Origin of the sequence: Streptomyces sp. NPDC015532, from assembly GCF_043078065.1 — a bacterium.
In the GTDB taxonomy this organism is placed as follows: domain Bacteria; phylum Actinomycetota; class Actinomycetes; order Streptomycetales; family Streptomycetaceae; genus Streptomyces.
The window spans coordinates 537,075-554,191 of record NZ_JBIBSY010000004.1; the positions used below are offsets into that span (position 1 = coordinate 537,075).

The following is a 17,117-nucleotide window of genomic DNA, read 5'->3' on the forward strand; positions in this document are numbered from 1 at the left end:
GGCCGGGGGACATTCCAGCCAGTCCGGGACCTGAAGGCCGGGGGACATTCCAGCCCCTCCGGGACCTGAAGGCCGGGGGGACATTCCAGCCCGTCCGGCGTTTGAGAACCCGCGCGGAGCGCGGCGGGGGGCCGGGGGCAGCGCCCCCGGGATGGGACGGGCAGGGGCGGCGGGGGCGAGAGACATCCAACGGGGGGAGCAGAGATGAGCAGCACACGCAGGACGGGACCCGGAGCCGGGGAGGACCTCCTCCCCTGGATCGTGCCGGGGGCCGCGTTCCTCATCGGCACCGTGTTCCTGGGGGCCTGGCTGGGTGGAACCCTGGGCGCGGCGGTGACCGGCGCCGGCTGGCATCCCCCGCCGTTCGCCCTGTCCACCCTCTCGGCCCTGGTGAAGGACGGCCCCGGCCCGCTGTGGCCGACGGCCTCGCCGACGGCGCTCGCCGCGGGCATGGCCACGGTCTTCGGGGCCGTCGTGGCGGTGATCACCGTCCTGATCGCGCTCGTACGACGCCGGCTGACCGCGCCCACCGGTCTCGCGGGCCGCAAGGAGCTGGCCGCCCTCCTGCCCAAGGGCGCCGCGCGGCGAGCCCGCGAGCTCCGGCCGGGGCTGGCCAAGCTGGGCAAGGTCACCGCGGACGACACCGGGAACCTGATCGGCGACCTGGAACCCCGCGGCCCGGAACTGCGCTCCAGTTACGAGGACGTCGAGCTCGATCTGATGGCGCCCCGCGCGGGCAAGTCCACCGGCATCGCGGTCCCGCGCGTCCTGCGGGCCCGCGGCAGTGTGCTGCTGACGTCGAACAAGGCCGACGTGTACAGCGTGACGCGGGCGGAACGCGAACGGGTGGGCCGGGTCTGGACCTTCGACCCCCAGGGCATCGCCCACACCTCGCGCGGCCTGTGGTGGGACATGCTCGCGGAAGCGGCCACGATCGAGGGCGCCCGCAGGCTGGCCGGGCACTTCGTCGGCGCGGTCAACGACGACGCGTCCCGTCGCGACTTCTGGATCTCGGCCGCCCAGAACACCCTCACCGCCCTCTTCCACGCGGCCCACCGCGGCGGGCGGCCGATCGGCGAGGTACTCGCCTGGCTGGCCGACCCGGCCGACCGCACCCCGGTCGACCTGCTGCGCGACGCCGGGATGACGGCGCTCGCCGACCAGTTGCAGGGCACCGTGCTGGGCGCGGTGGAGACCCGGGACGGCATCTACGAGACCAGCCGCCAGTGCGTGGCCTGTCTGCTCGACCCCGCGATCGCCGCGTGGGTGACCCCGGATCCCGCGCTGCCGCAGTTCTTCCCCGACCGCCATGTGCTGTCCGCCGACACGCTCTACCTGCTCTCCAAGGACGGCGGCGGTTCGGCCGCCGGCGTCGTGGCCGCGGCCGCGGACTCCGTGCTGCGCGCCGGAGTCGTCGCCGCCGAACGGATGGGCGGACGCCTCGAACCGCCGATGACGGCGGTGCTCGACGAGGCGGCGAACGTCTGCCGGATCTCCGATCTCCCCGACCTGTACTCGCACTTCGGCTCACGCAGCATCAACATCGTGACGCTGCTCCAGAGTTACCGGCAGGGCTCACGGGTCTGGGGCGAGGCGGGCATGGACGCGCTCTGGTCGGCGGCGACCATCAAGCTGCTCGGCGCGGGACTGGACGACGCCGACTTCGTGGAGAAGGTCTCCCGGCTGGTCGGCGAGCACGACGTCTCGACGGTCAGCTGGTCCAAGGGCAGGGACGGGCGGTCCCGGTCGACGTCGTACCGCCTGGAGCGGATCCTGCCCGCCGACCGCATCCGCGCGCTGCCCAAGGGCACCGCCCTGCTCCTGGCCACCGGCATCAGGCCCGCCCTGGTCCGGCTCCGCCCCTGGTACGCCGAACCGGGCGCCGACCGCATCGCGACGGCGGCCCAGGCGGAGGTGAAGGCCATCACCACCCGCGCGACCGAGAGGATCACGCACCGATGAGACCCGCCGCCGCAGCGGTCCAAAGCGAGCGAAGCCCGAACAGATCCGCCGCCTCAGCGGTCCCCGGTGGCCGGGGGCCGATGACGTCCGCCGCCGAAAGGAAGTGTTCTCGATGACGACCGCCGCTGACGGGCAAAAGTCCGCCGCCGCACCGCCGTTCATCCTCTGTCTCGACGGACCCGAGTACACGGAGGAGATGAGCCGGCTGGCCGTCTGGGTGAGCGACCTGCTCGTTCCCGTCTACGGCCGCGAGGTCACCTCGCAGCAGCCCTGGTGCCCCCGCTGGTGGGAGCACCCGGAGGCGGTCGCCCGGCTGCACGGGCTGTGGCTGGCCTGGCAGGAGCACACCGACCCGGCGGCGGGCGCGTCCGGGCCCGCCGTCTGGCACCGGGACCACCTCGGCGCCGTACTGTCGGAACTCCGTTCCCCCAGTGGCCCGTTCGCGGGCTGCAAGGGAGAAAGCCACCGCCCGAAGACGCCGCCCGCGGTCGAGTCGTACGAGGACGCGGCCGCCGCGTCCCCGCAGCCCGACCCGGATCCGTACGAGACCAGTCTCTGGTGAAGGAGCAATACCCCGCCATGAACGACACCCCCGCACCCGGCACGTCCGCGGCCGACTCGACCCCCTCCCTGCGCGCCTACCTCGGCCTCTACGCCGCAGGATTCGTGGAGCGCGAGGAGATGATCGCGACCGTCGCCGCCTGGCCCTTCGAGGCCGAGGAGGGTCTGGACGAGGGCCACCCCGAGCCGACCCACCAGGACAACACGCTGTCCGTACTCGCCGCCGCACGGCTGCTCGGGCAGGTGACCCGCGAGGACGTGGCGGAGATCCAGCACAGGATCGACGGCCGGCCGGACGGCCCGGCGGACGGGGCCGAGCGGCGGCCATGACCACGGGCGAGAGGCCGGAGGCGGGGCTCAGGGACGAATACCGCCCGCTGTACAGGGAGTTGCAGACCCGGATGTCACCGGGCGGTGACCTCGCACCGGGTGACACGGACACGTTCAGCCGGTTCCGGCACGGTGCGCTGTGGACGCCGGACCGCGAGCGGATGCACTCCGCGATCCTGGAGGAGTTCACGGCACGCTGCGCGGGCCTGCCGCGCGACGGCCACGCCGCCCTGCTCACCGCCGGGGCGCCCGGCGCCGGCAAGGGCGGCGCGCTGCGCGGGCTCGGCACGTGGCAGGGGCGCGACGACGCGCTGGGGCACGCGCTGAAGCAGGCGCACGGCATCGACGTACGCGACTACGTGGTCCTGGACCCGGACGACTTCAAGGTGGCGATCTTCGAGCACGGAGGGTCGCCCCATCTGCCGCCACCCGCACGCGAGTTGTCCGACGGCCGGCCGGTCGCGCCGTCCGAGACGGCCTCGCTCACCCACCGCGAGTCGGCGTTCCTCCAGGAGGTCTTCGAGCAGTGGGCCCGCGCCGAGGGCTTCAACCTGCTCTACGACGCGACGCTGCGCGACCAGCGCTGGAACGAGAAGCTTCTCGGCGATCTTCGGGCCGACGGCTACGACCGGCGCGTCCTGCTCTCGGTCGAGGTCCCCGTCGAGCAGTGCCTCGCCCAGAACGCTGGCCGCTGGCAGCACGGCCGCACGGAATTCGACGCGGGCCGCGACCGGTACGGCGGGCGTATGGCCCCCGAGGTCATGATCAAGGACCTGTACGCGCGGAGCACCTCGGGGCGCGGGTTCTCCGTGGGCCGCGAGAACGCGGAGAAGCTGGTCGAGGGAGGGCTGGCCACCGCGCTGATCACCTCGGAGCGGGGCGTGTTCGCCGCCGGGCCCACGGGCGCGGCCCCGGTGTCCGGGCTCGGCGCCTCGCCCGGCCATCGGCAGGGCGACGCCACGATCCGGGTGGCCACCGCCGCACGTCTGCGGTCCGGCGGCGGAAGCAGCGCCCCGGCGGCCGGACGGACAGCGGGTGCGCCGGGCACGGCGGGCGCCGCGTCTCCGGCCGCTTCCGCCGTAGCGCGCGCCACGCCCCGGCCCCCGCGAACACCGTGAGCGCCGTGAGCGCCGTGAGCGCCGTGAGCGCCGTGAGCGCCGTGAGCGCCGTGAGCGCCGCTCAGTGTCTAGGCGCCCGGGTGCGGGCCGACGGGGTCGACGCTCTCCAGGATGCGGCGCTTGCGGGCGATGTTCTCCAGGAGCGCGGCCCGCTCGAAGCGGTGCGGGGTCCTGTCGTACACCTCGAGGCCGCGCTCCGAGGTGAACAGTTCCCCGGGAACCCTGTCGGCGCCCCCCGGAAGGAACTTGAGGACCTCCTCGACCGCCGCGAGCGCGAACGCGGAGCCCTCGCGCCGCTGATGGCGCTCGGCGGGCGGGGTGTGCAGCAGGCGCAGTCCCGTGTCCGTGGCGACCTGGTCGCTGACCCACAGGAACTCCCCGGGGTCGATGATCCGCGAGGGCTCGGCCCCGCCGAACACCGGTGGCGCGGGCGGGAGTTCGTCGGTGAGCCGGAAGGCGAAGGAGCGGGCGCGGCCGCATTGGGGGCAGACGCCCTCGTACACCGCGACCAGGACACCGTCACGCTCGTCGAGACGGTGCTCGCGCTCGAAGCTCTCCGCCCCGCACACGCACGCGTGCAGGTCCATGTAGAGGTGTGCTTCCTGCGTCGAACGGGCGATCAGCATGCCGAGATCTTACGTGCCACGAGGCCGTTCAAGGGGGAAAGTGCCAGTGGGCCAGGAACCGCTCGACCGCGGGAACGCCGGCCGTTCCGACCGGGCGGACGCCCGGCGCGACACCCAGGGAAATCCTCGGGGGGAGGTCCGAGGCGATGTCCGGGGGGACGCCCCGGGGGATGCCCGGGGGAACTCTCAAGGGGGTGTCCCGCCTGAGGTCCAGGGGGATGTCCGCCCGGGCCCTTCCGGGGCGGGCACGGTGCCGCGCGCGGAGCCCGTCGTCATCACCGCGACCGACGTCGCGGGCAGCCGCTTCGTGTCGGGCACCGGCGCCGCGCCCGATCCGGGGCGGCAGGCGGCCGTCATCGCGCAGGCGGAGAGCACCCTGCCGATGGTGGTGCGGAGCCTGTACGCCCAGCGGCTGAGCTCCGTCGAGCTGCGGTCCGGCGCCGCGGGCGACCGCTTCTTCGCGCTCACCGACGACCGGGGCAGGGACCTCACCCTGCGTCTGGACGCCGTTCCGCTCCCCTCCGGCACCGTCGCGCGGACCCACGTCAACACCACCTCGGACCAGCACGTCGTCCAGCTCTCCGACCGGATGGACCCGCGCCAGGTGGGCCGGGCGCTGAGCCACGAGGTCGGCGAACTGCTCGCGGTGCGCGACCGGGCGACCCGCGCGGCCGCCGGTGACCCCGAGGTCGCGGGCGTCGCGCCGAACCGTGACGAACTGCTGGCCCGCGGCGGGCTCGGGAACGCGGACCGGCGCCTGAGCCTCACCGAGGAGGACCTCGGCCGGGTCGGCGAACTGAACTACCTGGCCGCCCGCATGAACGACGTCACCCTCGACGCCACCCGACGCGCGGCATCCCGGAGTGAGTTGTCGGCGCTCATCGACCACGCGGGCCTGCGGCCGCAGGCCCCGGCCGACTCCGACCGCTTCACTCCCGAGCTCCAGGCCGCCGATGTCCGCCGTGACATCATCGACCCGCACCTGACCCCGACGGCGACCGACGCCCTGCGTGAACTGGCCGTCCCCGTCGAGCGGTTGAGCGCGGCCGATGCCGCCGAACTACGGGAGTTCCGGTCCCGGGCCGAGCACGCCCGCCCCCTCGGGGCGTCCGCCCACGCCCCTCCCCTGCCGGGGTTCCGGCCCGACGGCTCCCCCGTACCCCGCGAGGAGCTCGCCGCGGCGGCGGCCCAGGCGGCCGACCAGCGCACCCGGGCCGGTGCCGCCACCCTGGCCGAGCTGCGCGCGGAGATCGCCACGACCGGCGAGTGGCCCGCCCGCCAGGTCGTCATCGGGGGTGGCGCCAGCCTCGTCGGACGCGACCCCGAGGCCCTGCTCGTCGACGCCCGCGGCCGCTGGCACCTGGACCCCGGCCAGGGCATCGTCCAGTCCCCCGACCAGACGAGGGACATGCGGGCCAACGGGCTCGGCGACGCCCACCAGTTCGCCGACCCGACCGCGCGGGTGCCGCGCGACGCCGTACGCCTGTGGGAGGACCAGCTCGCCGTGCGCGGTCCCGTCGTCGACGGGACTGCGGCGCTGGTCCCGGGGCAGGACGGCCGCCTCTACGCGCACATCCGGCCCGGCGACGGTTCCCCGGACGTCTACGTGAAGGTCGAGGGCACGCCGACCGTGGCCACCGGGCTGCCGCCCGAGATGGTGCCGGGCGTCGACCGCCGGGACGCGGTGAACGTGCCGGAGGCCCTCGACGCCGTACGCGGCCAACTCCCCGCCGGATCACCGGCGCACGCCCGGCTGACCGGGGAGACCGGCGCGGAGCGGGCACTCCAGGTGTTGCGGGAGGAAGGCGTGCTGGACGGGCTGCGCTCGGGCGGCGGGGCGCGGGCCGCGCTCCAGACGCTGGACGCGACCGCCCAGTGGGAGCGGGCGAGGGCCGCCGCGCCCGGGCGGGTCTTCATCGGGGACGAGATCGCCGAGAACCGTTTCGACGCGCGGGCGGCGGGAGCGGAGGACGCCCCGAAGACGTGGCTGGTCGCGGGCGCGGGCGGAACGGGCGTGGCCAACGCCGAGATCATCCTGGAGGCCGACACGGGGGCGCGGGTCACCATCTACGGACCGAACCTTCCTCCCGCGCTGGAGAACCAGGTGCAGTTCACCGCGCTGCGGGAGCGGTTCGTCCGCGAGTACGGCGGTGACGGCCGCCTCACCATCGACATCCACCCCGACAACCGGGTGGGTGCCGTGCGGATGTCCACCGGGCCGGACGGCAAGCCGCGGTTCCGGGAGGGGCGGGTGGAGGCGGAGGCCTATGTGGCGAGCCTCGGGCGGACCGCGCCGATGCCGGAAGCCCTCCAGGAGCTGAGTGAGCGGACCCGGGCCGGGGGCGGGCAGGTGCGGGGGGATCTGATGTTCGACCGGGACCGGCAGTACCTCGGCTACGGGGTCACCTTCGAGGCGGGGGGCAGGCAGCACCGTGTCGAGGTGACCGGTGCGGCCTCGCAGTTGCTGCCCCGTGATGTCTTCCCTCGGGACACCCAGGCCGCTCTGGGAGCCATGGCCGCCCGCCAGGTGCCCTCCCAGAGCGGCAACGCGGCTCCCGGCTTCGCTCCTGTGGCCGAGCAGACGGCCCGGCTCGCGGAGGCGCGTGCGCGGGGGACGGTGGAGCGGCACGCGTCGGTTCCGGAGAGCTGGCGCAGGCCGGCTGTGGCGGGGGCGACGACGACTGCGCCGTCCGGTGGGCCCACGAACCCCGTGGCGAGCGCGGCCCGCCTTCAGTCCGGCCGGGGTTCCGCCTCCCCGGCCGGGGGCGTGCCCGGCTCGATGCCGGGCACTGCACCTCGGATCCAGAAGCCTCCACACCCGGCCCGGTGAGACCCGCTCGCGCCGGCGTTCGCGGATCCCGCCTGCGGGCGCGTGGTGGTTCCGGGGAATTCCAGCCCCTCCGGCGTTTGAGGAGCAGGGGCCTGGGGCGGAGCCCCAGGGGTGGGACGGGTAGGGGCCGAGGGGGCGAGAGAAAGCTGTGGCAGCGGAGGCACCCGCCTGAGCCCGGCGGGAGACCCCAGCCTGGACAGGTGCATGCGCGTGCATATATTGTTCACGCGTGTAATCGACGCCGACGTATCTCAGGGGGAGCCGTGACCCGCCAATTCCTGTTCGTGCTCGGCAGCAGCCGCCCCGGCGGCAACACCGAGTCGCTGGCCCGCAGGGCAGCCGAACAACTGCCCGCCGACGTGGAGCAGCGCTGGCTGTCCCTGGCCGAGCACCCGCTCCCCGACTTCGTGGACCTGCGCCGGGACGGCGACCACGTACGTCCTCCCGCCTCCAGCACCCAAAGCCTCCTGCTCGACGCCACCCTCGCCGCCACCGACATCGTGATCGCCTCACCGCTGTACTGGTACTCGGTGTCCGGACTGACCAAGCGCTACCTGGACTACTGGTCCGGCTGGCTGCGCACGCCCGGCGTCGACTTCAAGGCCACCCTGGCCGGGCGCACGCTCTGGGGCGTCACCGCGCTCGCGCACGAGGAGCCGGAGGTCGCCGACCCGCTGATCGGTACGTTGAACCACACGGCGGCCTACATGAGGATGCGCTTCGGCGGTGTCCTGCTCGGCAACGGCAGCCGGCCCGGTGACGTGCTGGACGACACCGGGGCGCTGACGCGCGCGAAGACGTTCTTCGCCCAGGAGGCACCGCTCGCCCGCTTCCCCTACGAGGCGTGACGCGGCCGCTCAGGTGGTGATGTCCTTCGTCGTGAACCGCGCCCACGCGGCCGACCCGAACACGGCGACGTACAGGCCCTGGAGGCCGAGGTCGCGCACCAGGTCGTCCCAGTAGACGGGGTCGCGCATGAGGTCGGCGAAGGACAGCCAGTAGTGGGAGAAGAAGTACGGCTGGAGTGCGTGCAGCTGGGGAATCTGGTCCAGGATCTGGACGGTGATCAGCAGGCCGACCGTCGTCGCCATGGCCGCGATGCCGCTGTTGGTGAGGGTGGAGACGAACAGGCCGAGCGCGGCCACACCGGTCAGTGACGCGGCGACGACCAGGGCGATGAGCAGCGCTCTGCCGAGCCCCTCGGCGAAACCGATGCGGGTTCCGGAGATCGTGGTCAGCTCGCCCAGCGGGAACAGCAGGGCGCCCACCGCGAACGCCGAGACCGCCACCACCAGGGTCGCCACCAGGCAGAACGTCATCGTCGTCGCGTATTTCGTGAGCAGCAGCCGTGTGCGGCCGGCGGGCGCGACGAGAAGATAGCGCAGGGTTCCGGCGTTGGCCTCGCCGGCGATCGCGTCGCCCGCGATGACACCGATCGCCATCGGCAGGAAGAACGGGAGGGTCGCGGCCAGCCCGGTGAACACCAGGAACAGTCCGTTGTTGGTGATCTGCGCGATGAACGCGGGACCCTCGCCGCCGCCACCACCCGCGGTCGAGCCGCCGCTCGTCTCGACCCTGACGGCGATGCCGATGAGGACCGGCACGGCCGCGAGCACGCCGAGCAGCGCGATCGTGCGCCATCGGCGGAACGTGGTGACGAGTTCGTCGCGGAAGAGTCCGAGTGTCCACAGCGGGCTCGGCCCGCGGACGGCCACCGGCTCCGGCGACGGGGCCCGGGACGGGGACGGCCCCGTCCCCGTCACCGCCGTCGCCGCCTCGGCATCCCGCTTCGGGGGACTCTCAGCCCGCGACATCGAAACCCTCCCCGGTCAGTGCCACGAACGCGTCCTCCAGCGAGGCCCGTTCGACTCCGAAGCCGCGGACCCGGACGCCTGCCATGACCAACGCGGCGTTCAGTTCGGCGAGTTCACGGCCAGGCGGCTCCGCGGTCACTCCCGTCCCGGTCACGACGAGATCCGTGACGCCCTGTTCCTTCAGAATCCGCGCCGTCTCCCCGGCGTCCGGGGTGGTCACCACCAGCCGGCCCCGGGCTCCGGCCGCGAGGTCGGCCACCGGACCCTGGACGATGAGCCGCCCCTGGGCCATCACGGCCGCGTGGGTGCAGACCTGCTCGATCTCGTCGAGGAGGTGCGAGGAGAGGAAGACGGTCGTGCCGTCGGAGGCCAGCTCTCTGACCAGCGAACGGATTTCGCGCATGCCCTGGGGATCCAGACCGTTGGTCGGCTCGTCCAGGACGAGCAGCCGACGGGGCTGGAGCAGCGCCGCCGCGAGTCCGAGCCGCTGCTTCATGCCCAGCGAGTACGCCTTCGCCTTCTTTCCCGCCGCGGCGGTCAGCCCGACCCGGTCCAGCGCGGTCCCGACGCGTGCCCTCCGGGTCCGGGGATCGGCGATCGGGTCGGCGGCGTCGTACCGGACGAGGTTGTCCCGACCGGAGAGGAAGCCGTACAGGGCGGGGCCCTCGATCAGCGCCCCGACGTGCGGGAGCACGGCGCGCGCGGACCGGGGCATGGGCCGCCCCAGCACGCGCGCCGTGCCCGAGGTCGGCTCGATCAGGCCCATCAGCATCCGGATGGTGGTGGTCTTGCCCGAGCCGTTCGGCCCGAGGAAGCCGAAGACGCTGCCCGCCGGGACGGTGAGGTCCAGACCGTCGACGGCGAGCTGTCCGCCGCGGTACCGCTTGCTCAGCGCGCGGGTGGCGATCACCGCGTCCTCGGCGGACACGGCACCGGGTCCCCCGGCGTCACCCGCCCGCCGTGCGGACACGGCGGGCGAACCTCCCGGCTCCCGGGCGGGCTCACCGCGGTCGCTCTCCGTCCGCCCCTCGGGGACGGCGGCGCCCCCGGCCCTCGCCGGATCGGGCTCGTCGGCGGACAGCTCCTCCATGGACTCCCTCGGTTCGGTTCGCCCGGCCGCGCCTACTGGGCCGCGTCGGCCGCCTTCACCAGCGCGGCCTTGGTGACGGCACCGGCGTACACCTTGCCGTCGTCCGTGATCAGCGCGTTGACGAGGCGGGTCGAGAAGACCGTGCCCGAGCCGAACGTGCCGGTGACGTGGTCGCCGAGGGAGTTCAGGAACCCGTCGACGTCGCTGTTGCCGGTCGAACCGGACGCGCCGGACGGCATGCCCTCGCCACCGGTGTCGAGGACGACGATCGAGTTCCAGCCCTCGCCGATGGTCTTCGGACCGCCGAGGCCGTCGGCCGTTCCCTCGTGACCCTTCGGCCACTCCTTCTTCAAGTCCTTCGGCTCGTCGCCCTTCGACGCTCCGCCCTTCGCGCCCTTCAGCTCGTCGCCCTCGGTGACCTTCGCGCCCTTCGGCGGGGTGAAGGCGAACGTCGACGCGGCCGGCCGGGAGAAGTCGACCTGCGTGAAGCCCGCGTCCACGACGGCCGCGCCGCCGCTCGCCGGGGTCAGCGTGAACTTCAGCGGCAGCCCCGTCTTCGCGTCCACCGCGATGCTGATCGCGCCGACCGTGGTGCCGGACTGCCGGGGCTTGACGACCAGCTTGTAGGCGTCGCGGCCCGCGACGTGCGCGGTGCCGTCGACGGTCACGGAGGTCGTGTCGTCCACGGCCTTGAGCGCCTCGTCGGCGAAGTCCTTCGGAGTGGCCGGGACATCACGCGGCGCCTTGCCCTTGGCGTCCCCGTCGGCGTGCCCGGACTCGGCGGACGTCGAGTGGAAGACCTCGTTGGACTTGCTGTCGTAGCCCCACACGTCCTTGCCGTTGTGGATGAGGCTGTACTCGGCGGCGTTGTCCAGCAGGGAGACCTTGCCCCTGTCCGGGCCGTCGGCCGCGACGCGCAGCGTGTGCGTGCCCGAGGCCAGTTCGAGGAGCTTGGACTGCGGGTCGGCGGAGGAGCCGCCGTGGCCCTCGACCGCGCCGGACAGCAGGCCGCTCTCCAGACCGCCCAGGTCGGGCAGCCCCAGATCGGTGCTGATCTTGACCGTGCCGGAGAGCTGCTGGACGTCCGACTCGGCGATCTTCTCGATGAGTTGCTGTGCGGTGACCTTCGGCAGGTCGGGGTCTCCGGAGTCGGCGAGCGCCGGGACGAGTCCGATCGTCGCGGCCGCCACCCCCACCACCGCGGCCGGAACGACGTACCGCGCGGCCTTGCGTCGCCCGGCGAGCCTGTCGTCGGCCTCCGCGGCCCTCGCGCTGTCGTCGGATTCGTACGGTGCCATGTGTGACTTACCTCCGTCGTCGGCGGCGGCCCTGCCCTCGTTCCGTGCTCCACTCCTAAGCCGCCATTCTCACCCGGACCGGTGAGGAGTGATGTTCTCCATCTGACCAAAATCGCGGGATGAAAGCGTCAACCCCCGGACTCAACTCCGCGTAGTCCTGCGGTATGACGTGAGAGCCGGTGCCTCCCCCCGACCCGTAGGGGTCACTCCTGGGGTCACTCCTGGGGTCACTCGTGGGGTCACTCGTGGGGGTCACTCCCTGGGGTCACTCCTGGCGGTCACTCGTAGGACCGCCCGTGGGGGGCATCGCCCAGAAGCCATCGGATATGGCGACCATTCGAGCAAAAAACGGCTCGAATCCGTACGTACAGGTGGCAGCGATCGGAGCACCCAGCACTCCAGAGATCAAAGGATCGAGGGATCGCCATGATCGCCATCAGGCACCTCACGGGATACGCCGCCACGGGCGCCGCCGCCCTGGCCCTCACGCTCGCCGGATGCGGAGGGGGCGGGGGCGGAAGCAGCGGCAGCGGGACCAGCGGCGGCTCGTCACAGAGCGGCGCCACGGGATCGGCGACGTCCACGCTGGCCACGGCCGAGGTCCCGAAACTGGGCACGGTCGTCACCGACGGCAAGGGGTACGTCCTGTACCGCTTCGACGCGGACTCGGCGAATCCGACCAAGGTCACCTGCTACGACACCTGCGCCACGGTCTGGCCCGCGTCCACGGCCCACGGCGGGGTGACCACGAAGGGCATCGACAAGAGCCTGGTCTCCACGGTGAAACGCGCCGACGGCGGCACCCAGGTCACCCTCGCCGGCTGGCCCCTCTACCGGTACGCCAAGGACGCCGAGCCCAAGCAGCCCTCCGGCCAGGGAGTGGACGGAACGTGGTTCGCGGTGACGCCGGCCGGAGCGAAGATCACCACACCCGCCTCGACGTCGTCGACACCGGCACCGGCCACGACGAGCACGGGAGGCGGTGGAGGCTACTGACAGTCGCCCCCCAGCGCGGAGCTGATCCCGGGCCGGCCGGTACGGACCCGGTCACAACCTGGCTGACGCGGGCCCGGTCACAACCTGGCCGGTACGGAGCTGATCCCGGCCCGGCCTGTACGGGGCCGGTACCCACCCGACCGGTACGCGGCTGATCCCGGCCCGGCCGGTACAAGGCCGGTCACGGCCTGGCCCGTGCGGGGTCGGTCCCGACCGGCCCGCGACCCGTGGCACCCGAACCGGCGTCACAGCCCGCCCACGACCGGTGGCATCCGGGTCGGTGCTCAGCCCGCCCGGTGCACCACGGCGTCCACCAGCTCGACCAGCGAGGCCTTCGCGTCGCACTCACGCAGCGGGGCCAGCGCGGCGCGCGCCTCCTCCGCGTAGCGCACGGTGTCCCGGCGCGCCTGCTCCAGCGCGGGGTGCTCCCGCAGCCGGGCCAGCGCCTCCGCGTGCCGCGCGTCGTCCGTCAGGTCGGAGTCGAGCAGCTCGCACAGCGCGATGTCCTCGGCGAGCCCCAGCCGCTCCGCGCGCTCGCGCAGCCGCAGCACCGGCAGCGTGGCGATGCCCTCGCGCAGGTCGGTCCCCGGCGTCTTGCCGGACTCGTGCGAGTCGGACGCGATGTCGAGGACGTCGTCCGCGAGCTGGAACGCGACGCCCAGCCGCTCGCCGTACTGCGTGAGCACGTCCACGACCGTCTCGTCGGCGCCCGACATCATCGCGCCGAACCGGCACGCGACCGCGACCAGCGACCCGGTCTTGCCGCCGAGCACGTCGAGGTAGTGGTCGACCGGGTCGCGGCCGTCGCGCGGCCCCGCGGTCTCCAGGATCTGCCCGGTCACCAGCCGCTCGAACGCCTCGGCCTGGATCCGGACGGCCTCGGGCCCGAGGTCGGCCAGGATGTACGAGGCACGGGCGAAGAGGAAGTCACCCGTGAGGACGGCCAGCGAGTTGCCCCAGCGCACGTTGGCGCTGTCCACCCCGCGCCGGACCTCGGCCTCGTCCATCACGTCGTCGTGGTACAGCGTGGCGAGGTGGGTCAGCTCGACGACCACGGCCGAGGGCACGACACCCGGCGCGTAGGGGTCGCCGAACTGCGCGGCGAGCATCACGAGCAGCGGCCTGAACCGCTTGCCGCCGGCCCGCACGAGGTGCTGGGCGGCCTCCGTGATGAACGGGACCTCGCTCTTGGTGGCTTCGAGCAAACCCTCCTCGACAGCCGCCAATCCGGCCTGGACATCGGCTTCGAGAGCCTGGTCCCGCACGCTCAGCCCGAACGGCCCGACGACGGTCACGAGAGGTTCTCCTGTCTGCTGACGATCACATGGCGAACTCGGTCGATCATTCGGTCGATGACACGGTTTGTCGATGTGTCGCTGCCATCACTCAAGTCAGCGTATCCGGTCACGTTTCGATCACCACGAGCGCCCACCGTCCCCCGGTCCGCTTCGCTCCGCCAGACGGTAGGCGCGAGTACACCCGGAAGGCACACGGGAAGCACCTGCGTGCCCCAACGGCGGGTACCCCGGCTCACGGGCGCCACCCCGTCACCGACGGTATGTTCATGATCAGATGATGTGAACCGACTCGCGATGACATGCGGCGAAATGCCCGGCATTCCGCCCTCTGAGGTGGCGCTCATGCACATCCGTACGTCCTTTCCTTACGAGACCACTCACGAGGACGTCCTCATCCCTCTCCCGGACGGCACCCGTCTGTACGCCCGGATCTGGCGGCCGCTGACCGAGGAGCCCGTACCGGCGCTCCTGGAGTACCTCCCGTACCGCCTGACCGACTGGACGGCCCCGCGCGACCAGCAGCGCCACCCCTGGTACGCCGGGCACGGCTACGCCTCCGTCCGCGTGGACGTGCGCGGCCACGGCAATTCGGAGGGACTGCCGGGGGACGAGGACGTGGGGACCGAGCCGGACGACGGGGTGGAGGTGGTCTCCTGGCTGGCGGCCCAGCCCTGGTGCTCCGGCCGGGTCGGCATGTTCGGGATCGCGTGGGGCGGTTTCGGCTCCCTCCGGATCGCGGCCCGCGCGCCCGAGCCGCTCAAGGCGATCGTCACGGTCTGCTCGACCGACGACCTCTATGACAACGACGCGCACCACGCGGGAGGTTCCGTCCTCGCCGTCGACACGCACGCCCGGTCGGCCCGACTGCTCGCCTTCGCCGCCCGCCCGCCGGACCCCGCGCACGTGGGCGAGGGCATGTGGCGGGACATGTGGGAGAAGCGACTGGAGGCGGTCGGCCCCGCCGCGCACACCTGGCTGGCGCACCAGACCAGGGACGCGTACTGGCGCCACGGCAGCGTCCGCGAGGAGTACGGGGCCATCCGCGCCGCGGTCCTCGCGGTCGGCGGCTGGCACGACCCGCACCGCGACACGGTGCTGCGTCTGGTGCGGAACCTGCCACCGGATCGCGTACGAGGTCTCATCGGCCCCTGGTCCCGCCAGTACCCGGACCGGAGCCTGCCGCCGGGCCCGGCGATCGGCTTCCTCCAGGAGACGCTGCGCTGGTGGGACCACTGGCTCAAGGACAAGGAGACGGACGCGCTCTCCGTCCCCCTGCTGCGCTCGTACGTGATGGACGCGCACCCTCCGGCGACGGTGTACGCGCGGATCCCCGGCCGCTGGGTGGGCGACCCGGCCTGGCCCTCCCCCTCGGTGACCCCGGTCGCGTACGCGCTCCAAGGCGCCCCGCTGCCGGTGCGGTCCCCGCAGCACACGGGGGTCGACGCGGGCCGGCTGTCCCCTTCCGGCGACGAGGCCGACCTGCCGCCGGACCAACGGGAGGAGGACGCACGGTCGGCCTGCTTCGAGTTCGAGGTGCCGGAGGACATCTGGGTGCTGGGCCGCCCCCGGGTCAATCTGCGGCTGACGTCCGCGGCGCCCAGGGGCCAGGTGATCGCCCGGCTGTGCGACGTGGCCCCGGACGGAGCGTCCACGCTCGTCACCCGCGGCGCCCTGAACCTCTCGGCGCGCCAGGGCCCCGACCGGGCGGTCCCCTGGGAACCGGGCACCACGGAGAACGTGGTGTTCGACCTGAACGCCATCGGCTACGCGTTCCCGGCGGGCCACCGGATCCGGCTGGGCGTCTCCTCCGCGTACTGGCCCTGGATCTGGCCCCAGCCGGGCTCGGAGGCGGGCTTCACCCTGGAGCCGATCGGCAGCGTCCTGGAACTCCCGGTACGGGCAACGGAGTCGGACCCCTCGGTCGCCTTCGAGGAACCGGAGCAGTTCGAGCCCCTCGGCGTGACCGTCTCCGCGACCCTGGACGAGCCGCGCCCCCGACGTCTGGTCCTGCGCGACGTGGCCGCGCAGACCTGGCGCCTGGAGGAGAACCCGGGGCGCGGCGGCACCCGCGTGTACCCCGACGGCCTCGAATGCACGGAGGACGCCCGGGAGACGTACACGATCGACGCCACGGACCCGCTGTCCGCCCGCGCCCACTCCACCTGGTCGATCCGGCTGCACCGCCCGGACCTGCCGTGGGACGCCCGCGTCGAGACGGTCTCCGCCGTCACCTGCGACGCACAGGACTTCGTCACGACCGACGAGCTCGTCTGCAAGGACGGGGACGAGGTCGTCTTCCACCGGACCTGGGAGAAGCGCATCCCGCGCACAGCCGGCTGACTGGGCTCACGGGCACGGGAGTTCACTCCCCCGGACCCCCGCGCACCCCATGCCCGGGCCGGCGTGACGCGCTCACGGCGCGAGCGCCGGCGTATCGCCGCGCGCCGGACAGAGGCCGGACAGCGACAGGACGGCGCCGGTACAGCGGCAGGTCAGTGGCGTGTGGCTCGCGTGGCGAACACCGTTGACGCGAGGCGCACTTCACCGGCCACCGGCCCGGGTCCGGCTCGCGTCCTCGGGCAGCTTCGGCTCGCGTCCGGGCGGCTCTGGCTCGCGTCCGGGCGGCTCTGGCTCGCGCAGACGCGGCGCTCCCACCGCCGGACGGCCACGTCCCCCATGTGTCCCGCGCCACAATTCCCGCCGCATCAAGGGCCGCTCGGCGCCCCGCGAAGGGCTCGGCGGCGACTCCCACCACAAGCGCAATGCCCGAATTACCCCCTCATGACGCCTTGATGCTCTTTGGTCTGGTGAGTTGAGTCACCGGCGAGGTCGGCCCCCGACGCGCACCCCTCCCGGCCCAACCCGTTTGCCAAAGGCAAGTTGAGGATCCAATTCCGGCGCAATCGGACTTTTTACCCGCGCATCAACCAGGAGAAAGCGATCTTCGCGGTCAAATCTCATCTTGTTTCGGACATGTGCTCTCGCATACGTTCTGGTCGACCCCGGGCGGATCGCCGAATCCTGCCGCCGCCCGGCAACCCATCGACCCACGCACGGCAGGAGCGGGGGAACCACAGGTAAGCCGCCGATCCGGGCACACCGGACCGGCTTGGGGTGAAGCCGCGCTCACAGCGCGGCCGGGCATCTCCCGCCCGAACCCGACAGCTCACCTCGCAGGCGTCGGAGAGGACTTT

General features: G+C 73.0%; 13 protein-coding genes and 1 riboswitch. Of the genes, 8 read left to right on the forward strand and 5 right to left on the reverse strand.

The window, feature by feature from the left end:
- The first annotated feature begins 204 nt into the window (after positions 1-204).
- The 4 genes from ACF07B_RS16870 (at position 205) to ACF07B_RS16885 (ending at position 3,971) form a co-directional block, all read left to right on the forward strand.
- A complete protein-coding gene (locus ACF07B_RS16870; protein WP_392179460.1) occupies positions 205-1,962 on the forward strand; it encodes a type IV secretory system conjugative DNA transfer family protein in 1,758 nt (585 codons plus the stop codon).
- Between the two features lie 112 nt (positions 1,963-2,074).
- Positions 2,075-2,524: a DUF4913 domain-containing protein gene (locus tag ACF07B_RS16875; RefSeq protein ID WP_392179461.1), complete on the forward strand. Its 450-nt coding sequence runs from the start codon at positions 2,075-2,077 to the stop codon at positions 2,522-2,524.
- Between the two features lie 17 nt (positions 2,525-2,541).
- On the forward strand, positions 2,542-2,853 hold the full coding sequence (locus tag ACF07B_RS16880; protein WP_369480568.1) for a hypothetical protein: 312 nt from the start codon (positions 2,542-2,544) through the stop codon (positions 2,851-2,853).
- Entirely contained in the window at positions 2,850-3,971 is a 1,122-nt protein-coding gene (locus ACF07B_RS16885; protein ID WP_392179462.1) for a zeta toxin family protein, read from the forward strand. Before ACF07B_RS16880 ends, ACF07B_RS16885 begins: the two co-directional genes overlap by 4 nt.
- 68 nt (positions 3,972-4,039) lie before the next feature.
- Here ACF07B_RS16885 and ACF07B_RS16890 read toward each other — a convergent pair whose 3' ends face one another.
- Positions 4,040-4,597: a hypothetical protein gene (locus ACF07B_RS16890; protein ID WP_392179463.1), complete on the reverse strand. Its 558-nt coding sequence runs from the start codon at positions 4,595-4,597 to the stop codon at positions 4,040-4,042.
- A 250-nt stretch (positions 4,598-4,847) separates the two neighbouring features.
- On the opposite strand from ACF07B_RS16890, the gene ACF07B_RS16895 reads away from it, so the two are divergent.
- The gene (locus ACF07B_RS16895; RefSeq protein WP_392179464.1) at positions 4,848-7,427 is read left to right on the forward strand and encodes a hypothetical protein; all 2,580 of its coding nucleotides are present in this window, start codon (positions 4,848-4,850) and stop codon (positions 7,425-7,427) included.
- 263 nt (positions 7,428-7,690) lie between these two features.
- On the forward strand, positions 7,691-8,275 hold the full coding sequence (locus ACF07B_RS16900) for a flavodoxin family protein (protein ID WP_392179465.1): 585 nt from the start codon (positions 7,691-7,693) through the stop codon (positions 8,273-8,275).
- A gap of 9 nt (positions 8,276-8,284) precedes the next feature.
- On the opposite strand, the gene ACF07B_RS16905 is transcribed toward ACF07B_RS16900, so the two are convergent.
- From ACF07B_RS16905 to ACF07B_RS16915, 3 genes are read right to left on the reverse strand one after another with little or no spacing between them, the layout of a single operon-like run.
- Positions 8,285-9,241, reverse strand: coding sequence for an ABC transporter permease (locus tag ACF07B_RS16905; RefSeq protein WP_392179466.1), 957 nt, complete (start codon positions 9,239-9,241; stop codon positions 8,285-8,287).
- Positions 9,228-10,331, reverse strand: a complete 1,104-nt coding sequence (locus ACF07B_RS16910) for an ABC transporter ATP-binding protein (RefSeq protein WP_392179467.1) — start codon at positions 10,329-10,331, stop codon at positions 9,228-9,230. Before ACF07B_RS16910 ends, ACF07B_RS16905 begins: the two co-directional genes overlap by 14 nt.
- A 32-nt stretch (positions 10,332-10,363) precedes the next feature.
- Positions 10,364-11,629, reverse strand: a complete 1,266-nt coding sequence (locus tag ACF07B_RS16915; protein ID WP_392179468.1) for an outer membrane lipoprotein carrier protein LolA — start codon at positions 11,627-11,629, stop codon at positions 10,364-10,366.
- A 426-nt stretch (positions 11,630-12,055) separates the two neighbouring features.
- On the opposite strand from ACF07B_RS16915, the gene ACF07B_RS16920 reads away from it, so the two are divergent.
- Positions 12,056-12,625 carry a hypothetical protein gene (locus ACF07B_RS16920; protein WP_392179469.1) on the forward strand — a complete coding sequence of 190 codons (570 nt, stop codon included), beginning with the start codon at positions 12,056-12,058 and terminating at the stop codon, positions 12,623-12,625.
- A 284-nt stretch (positions 12,626-12,909) separates the two neighbouring features.
- Here ACF07B_RS16920 and ACF07B_RS16925 read toward each other — a convergent pair whose 3' ends face one another.
- On the reverse strand, positions 12,910-13,920 hold the full coding sequence (locus ACF07B_RS16925; protein ID WP_261704940.1) for a polyprenyl synthetase family protein: 1,011 nt from the start codon (positions 13,918-13,920) through the stop codon (positions 12,910-12,912).
- Between the two features lie 345 nt (positions 13,921-14,265).
- On the opposite strand from ACF07B_RS16925, the gene ACF07B_RS16930 reads away from it, so the two are divergent.
- Complete coding sequence (locus ACF07B_RS16930; RefSeq protein ID WP_392179470.1) at positions 14,266-16,263, forward strand: CocE/NonD family hydrolase; 1,998 nt, start codon at positions 14,266-14,268, stop codon at positions 16,261-16,263.
- Positions 16,264-16,957: 694 nt separating this feature from the next.
- A riboswitch (cyclic di-AMP (ydaO/yuaA leader) is annotated at positions 16,958-17,116 on the forward strand.
- Position 17,117: the final 1 nt, after the last annotated feature.

What these genes read in the sequence shown, in the direction of transcription:
- ACF07B_RS16870 (WP_392179460.1), top strand. Translation starts at nt 205, where the DNA reads ATGAGCAGCACACGCAGGACGGGACCCGGAGCCGGGGAGGACCTCCTC.
- ACF07B_RS16875 (WP_392179461.1), top strand. Translation starts at nt 2,075, where the DNA reads ATGACGACCGCCGCTGACGGGCAAAAGTCCGCCGCCGCACCGCCGTTC.
- ACF07B_RS16880 (WP_369480568.1), top strand. Translation starts at nt 2,542, where the DNA reads ATGAACGACACCCCCGCACCCGGCACGTCCGCGGCCGACTCGACCCCC.
- ACF07B_RS16885 (WP_392179462.1), top strand. Translation starts at nt 2,850, where the DNA reads ATGACCACGGGCGAGAGGCCGGAGGCGGGGCTCAGGGACGAATACCGC.
- ACF07B_RS16890 (WP_392179463.1), bottom strand. Translation starts at nt 4,597, where the DNA reads ATGCTGATCGCCCGTTCGACGCAGGAAGCACACCTCTACATGGACCTG.
- ACF07B_RS16905 (WP_392179466.1), bottom strand. Translation starts at nt 9,241, where the DNA reads ATGTCGCGGGCTGAGAGTCCCCCGAAGCGGGATGCCGAGGCGGCGACG.
- ACF07B_RS16910 (WP_392179467.1), bottom strand. Translation starts at nt 10,331, where the DNA reads ATGGAGGAGCTGTCCGCCGACGAGCCCGATCCGGCGAGGGCCGGGGGC.
- ACF07B_RS16915 (WP_392179468.1), bottom strand. Translation starts at nt 11,629, where the DNA reads ATGGCACCGTACGAATCCGACGACAGCGCGAGGGCCGCGGAGGCCGAC.
- ACF07B_RS16920 (WP_392179469.1), top strand. Translation starts at nt 12,056, where the DNA reads ATGATCGCCATCAGGCACCTCACGGGATACGCCGCCACGGGCGCCGCC.
- ACF07B_RS16930 (WP_392179470.1), top strand. Translation starts at nt 14,266, where the DNA reads ATGCACATCCGTACGTCCTTTCCTTACGAGACCACTCACGAGGACGTC.